The organism is Cellvibrio sp., from assembly GCF_053579595.1.
Genome location: NZ_JBRFPI010000169.1, coordinates 4,575 through 9,328, shown reverse-complemented (window position 1 = coordinate 9,328; position 4,754 = coordinate 4,575). Strand labels below are relative to the sequence as shown.

Annotated in this window: 4 protein-coding genes; 1 reads left to right on the top strand and 3 read right to left on the bottom strand. The window is 52.1% G+C overall.

Annotated elements, in window-relative coordinates; genetic code table 11:
* Nucleotides 1-206 precede the first annotated feature (206 nt).
* From ACWA6V_RS11675 to ACWA6V_RS11665, 3 genes are all read right to left on the bottom strand, one after another.
* Nucleotides 207-2,624 carry an acyl-CoA dehydrogenase gene (locus ACWA6V_RS11675; protein WP_449522651.1) on the bottom strand — a complete coding sequence of 806 codons (2,418 nt, stop codon included), beginning with the start codon at nucleotides 2,622-2,624 and terminating at the stop codon, nucleotides 207-209.
* 121 nt (nucleotides 2,625-2,745) lie between these two features.
* The gene (locus ACWA6V_RS11670) at nucleotides 2,746-3,840 is read right to left on the bottom strand and encodes a CobW family GTP-binding protein (RefSeq protein ID WP_449522650.1); all 1,095 of its coding nucleotides are present in this window, start codon (nucleotides 3,838-3,840) and stop codon (nucleotides 2,746-2,748) included.
* Nucleotides 3,841-3,907: 67 nt separating this feature from the next.
* Nucleotides 3,908-4,387 carry a type VI secretion system tube protein Hcp gene (locus tag ACWA6V_RS11665; RefSeq protein ID WP_449522649.1) on the bottom strand — a complete coding sequence of 160 codons (480 nt, stop codon included), beginning with the start codon at nucleotides 4,385-4,387 and terminating at the stop codon, nucleotides 3,908-3,910.
* Nucleotides 4,388-4,564: 177 nt separating this feature from the next.
* Between ACWA6V_RS11665 and ACWA6V_RS11660 the strand changes: the two genes are divergently transcribed.
* Nucleotides 4,565-4,754: hypothetical protein (locus ACWA6V_RS11660; protein WP_449522648.1), on the top strand; the 190-nt coding region annotated here is incomplete at its 3' end.

Genomic DNA, 4,754 nt, shown 5'->3' with positions numbered 1-4,754 from the left:
CGCGAGGATCGAACCTGCACGCGCACACGGCGCGACTCCCTCTCCCCTCAACGGGGAGAGGGCTGGGGTGAGGGGTGAGACCTGAGCTCGGTGTAGCCATAGACGGTGACGTTCACCACTCCCGTTTTTGAAGTTAAATTTCCGGTTAACGCCCAATAAAAAACCCGCCGCAGCGGGTTTTTTATTGCGTGTTTAAGGTCTCAACATTACAACTTATCAAACGCATCCGTTAACAAGCAATCGAAACGACGCGCATCGTATTCCACTACGCGCGCAACATCGTGCGGTTGGATAATATTTTTTTCTGCTGCATCTTTGGCCAGCGCTTCCGTCGTTGCACCGGAAATTTTGCCGCTGTTTTTTGCCTTTAGGAAAGCGTGCCACACAGGTCCCAGAGACAACAGCAGTTGATAAGTGCTTTCCACACGCCCCATTGCATCTTGCGGGTCGTGGCTGACATAGAGATATTGGCCGAGCATTAGCCGCACAGGATTTTCTTCCATAATCAAATCACCCAATTCGCGGATCAAATTGTCATTGGGTTTGTTGACGATTTTGCCGTAAGGCATGGCAATAAAACGAACGATCTTCGCCAGCCATTTAAGCGGGAAGTTATCGGAAAAATCGCGCAGCGCTTCCTGGGCAATAAACAGTGAGCGAGTCAATGCGTATTCGGCATGGGCATCTTCTGCGCGAGTACGCGCATGGGCTGAGTGAAATTTCAAAATCGAACTGGCGATAAACAATTGGCTGTGCACATCGCCCAAACGCGCCGACAATAATTCACGGCGTTTTAGATTTCCACCCAACACACCCAAAGCGATATCGGACATAGAGGCGAGCGCCGCGCTCAATAAGTTGATACGTTGATACCAGCGCTTGCTGAAATCATCAGCATTGGCAGGCACGCTGCTCATACGGCCGCAGAGAAAACCGAGCAATTTGGTGCGCAGCATATTGTTGCAAATGTGGCCGAGATGACTGGTAAACAACTTGTCAAATTTTTTCAGGCCTTCGCTGCCATCTTCCAACTGCATGGCGAGCATTTCTTCAAACAGGAAAGGATGGCAACGCATAGCGCCCTGGCCAAAAATCATCAGCGAGCGCGTCAGGATATTCGCACCTTCCACCGTAATCGCCACCGGCACTGAATGATAAGAAGCCACCAGGAAATTGCGCGGGCCTTTTTGAATGGCGCGACCACCGACGATATCCATCGAATGCTCAACCGATTTACGCATCATTTCCGTTGCATGGTATTTCGCCATAGCAGTCATTACTGCAGGCGCACCGGTTTCCAAACCTTTGGTGACAAATTGACGCATGGCTTCAAGCGCATAACCGCTCGCGGCGATATCAGCCGAGGCCTCTTGCACGCCTTCAAACTTGCCCACTTCCATATTGAATTGGCGACGGATGCGCGCATAAGCACCCACCATGCGGTAGTTCATTTCACCGCTGGCAGTTGAGAGTGCAGGCAAGGAAACACCGCGACCGGCGCCGAGGCATTCGATCAACATGCGCCAGCCTTTACCAGCCATAGCGGCACCACCAATAATCCAATCGGCGGGGATAAAGACATCGGTACCAAAAATCGGCCCGTTCATAAACGGTGAGCCGGGGTTATGGCGTTTACCGATTTCAACACCCGGGTGATTAGCCGGGATCAGCGCACAGGTAATCCCGTATTCTTTTTTGTTAGGGTCGCCGAGCAGGCCTTCGGGGTCATACACCTTGAATGCCAAACCGACCACCGTTGCAACTGGCGCGAGAGTGATCCAGCGCTTGCTGAAAGTCAGTTTCAAACCGATGACTTCCTGACCGTCATGCATGCCTTTACAGACGATACCGGTATCGGGAATCGAGCCTGCATCAGAGCCCGCTTCCGGGCCAGTCAAACCAAAACAGGGAATTTCAGTACCGTTTGCCAAACCCGGCAACCAGCGCTGGCGCTGTTCTTCGGTGCCGTATTTGACCAGCAATTCACCTGGGCCGAGGGAGTTGGGTACCATCGCGGTCACTGCGGCGGTGCCGGAACGGCTGGCGATTTTGCTCATGATGCGGCTTTGTGCATAAGGGCTGAAATCGCGCCCGCCGTATTCTTTGGGGATGATCAGGCCAAAGAAGTTTTTGTCTTTGAGGTATTGCCATGCTTCCGCTGGCAGGTCTTTCAGATCGTTCTGGATTTTCCACTCATCAAGCAGCGAGCAGAGTTCGCTTACTTCATTATCGATAAATTTTTGCTCTTCCGCGGTGAGTTGCGGCAAGCTGATTTGCGCAAACTCATTCCAATCCGGACGGCCGCTAAACAGCTCTTTTTCCCACCAGGTAGTACCGGCCTCCAAGGCGTCGCGCTCGGTGGCGCTGATCGGTGGCATGGATTTTTTTAGCATCGCAAACACAGGCTTGGTGAGGATTGCGCGGCGCACACTGCCCACATTCAACACAACCAACACCAGTGCCAGAGGCACAACCAACCAGGGCGATAACATCGCCGGCGTGACGGCGCCCAATACCAACCAGGCAATAATCACTATGGATGAGGCGGCGGCGAGCGCCACTTGGCGATAGGTTAATAGGGCGACCAACACCCATATCGCCAGCAGAGAGAGCAGTAACATCATTTTTTGACCCCTGAAAGGTTTTGTTTTTGTGAGTTTCCGGTGAGAACTCTACCCTTAACCTTAGCTCAATACCGTTAAGTTGGTGAGATTTCCTGCGTCCTAATGGTTCTGTTTCCGCTGTTTATGCACCACAAGGATTCATTTCATCCTCAATGGTTAAACGGCAACCAAACAACGCCGCCTCCAATTCATCCAGCGCCATGACGTCATCGTTTATTAATTCAATACGGCTATCGAGCAGCTCTGGCTCACCTTCCTGCTCGCCGCCTAACATAAGCGGCTTGACGCTGAGCACACCGTTTTCAGCATTGAACATATACACGCCTTGGTCCGTATTCATCACCGCTTTGGCGCGCACCAGATTAAGGCCGGTCATCCAACCGAAGAGTTGGTTGAAATCAAATTGGATGGCCGGTTGAAACAGCCAGCCGCAGGAGTAATAACCCTGGCCTTGATTTTCGCGGCGCAGATAATCCTGCCCATCCGGCAACTGAATCGCGGCATTGTAAAGTTCGCGCTGGGGGGAGAGCCGGTTGCGCTGCGCACTGTGATGTTGCGGATTGTTCAGAGCGTGTGTGCGGCGCGGATAATCCAGCCAGCCCAATTCCAACTGCCCCTGCTGCACCGCAAAGGCCGCCTGTTTGGGCGGATTAAACCCCGCAACCAGATCATCAAAATTGGCGCGATCAACCGGTGAGCACAAATCGGTTTTATTGGCGACCAATACATCGGCCACCGCGATTTGGTCTTTGAAATTGGCGTTATCGGCGTAGCGGCTCTCAACCAATTTGCGCGGATCAACCAGTGTGATGGTCGCGCGCAGATCTAACACCGTGTCGTAATATTCGCCAGTGAGCGTATTGATAATTTCTTCGGGGTGACCAAGGCCGGTTGGCTCGATAATAATGCGGTCCGGCTTGGTTTTGGCGATCAGCATATTCAGCGCGATTTTCATCGGCAGCCCCGCCACACAGCAGATACAACCGCCGGGTACTTCGCGCACATGGGCGTTGGTATTTTTTAACAGTGCGCCATCGATACCAATTTCACCAAATTCATTCACTAATACCGACCAGACTTCATCAGTCGGTTTGCTATTGAGCAGATGGGTGATTGCGGTGGTTTTCCCCACGCCCAAAAAACCGGTGATGATATTGGTGGGGATAAGTTTGCGCCCGGCAGGAGTACCGGGCGCAGCGGGATTTTCGGTAATCATAAGGCTGGCCTTGGTCAACAGAGTGCAGGCATTTTACACAGCTGGTGCGCGCGGCCAACCAGGATCTTTAGCGAGTCATACTAATATCCTGCACATTCACCTTGCCTGTACCGCCGCCGCTGGATACCGGTGCAGCAACCTCAGTCGCCACCGCCTGTGGTTGAATAGTCACACTGGAACCTGGTTCAGTCACCACCAAGCTGAATAATTGCGGTGAGCTTTTATCCAATTGCTGGGTAATAGTCATAGGTTTATGTTGACGTTTTCCGGTCGCCAATCCACTCGCCGCATCGCGCGGGCTTTTGATTGAATGGCTCAAGGCAGTGCTCGAACTCACCGCTGCACCTTTTTCATCGCACACCTGTACTTGATAAGTACCTGCTGCCAGACCTGTCACCGTACAAGTACCACTGGGGCAATGCACAATTTTTGATTCGCCTTTTATATCACTAATTTTGATATGCATGTCAGACGCCGCAACAGCAGCCAGTGGTACAAGTGCGCTCAATAAAATACTGCCAACAACAATACGAATGTGCTTATTCATGATGATCTCCTCGGGTGATGGGTGCTGTCACGGGACTGCAAACCTGGAGCAGCGGTAAGTAGCAATCAGTAGTGCAGGCCACAAAACTTAACAGTCCTGAGGCTTGTTTTCAGACTACGCCAACCCCATGAATTCAATCTGAATAGACAACGTGAAAAAGTCACAGAGGAAGCAGGAATGAACACAACCAACTTATTAAACCAGTTGTTAAAAGCAGGCACGGATTTACTGCAAAACAAAGGCGGCGCACAACAACCCGGCAACTGGCCGCAATCGAACAATACGCAACAACCAGCCAATAATTCTCCGCTCGGCAGCTTGGCCGGGTTGTTATCCGGCAAAGGCGGCGCTGCACTCGCCGGTGGTG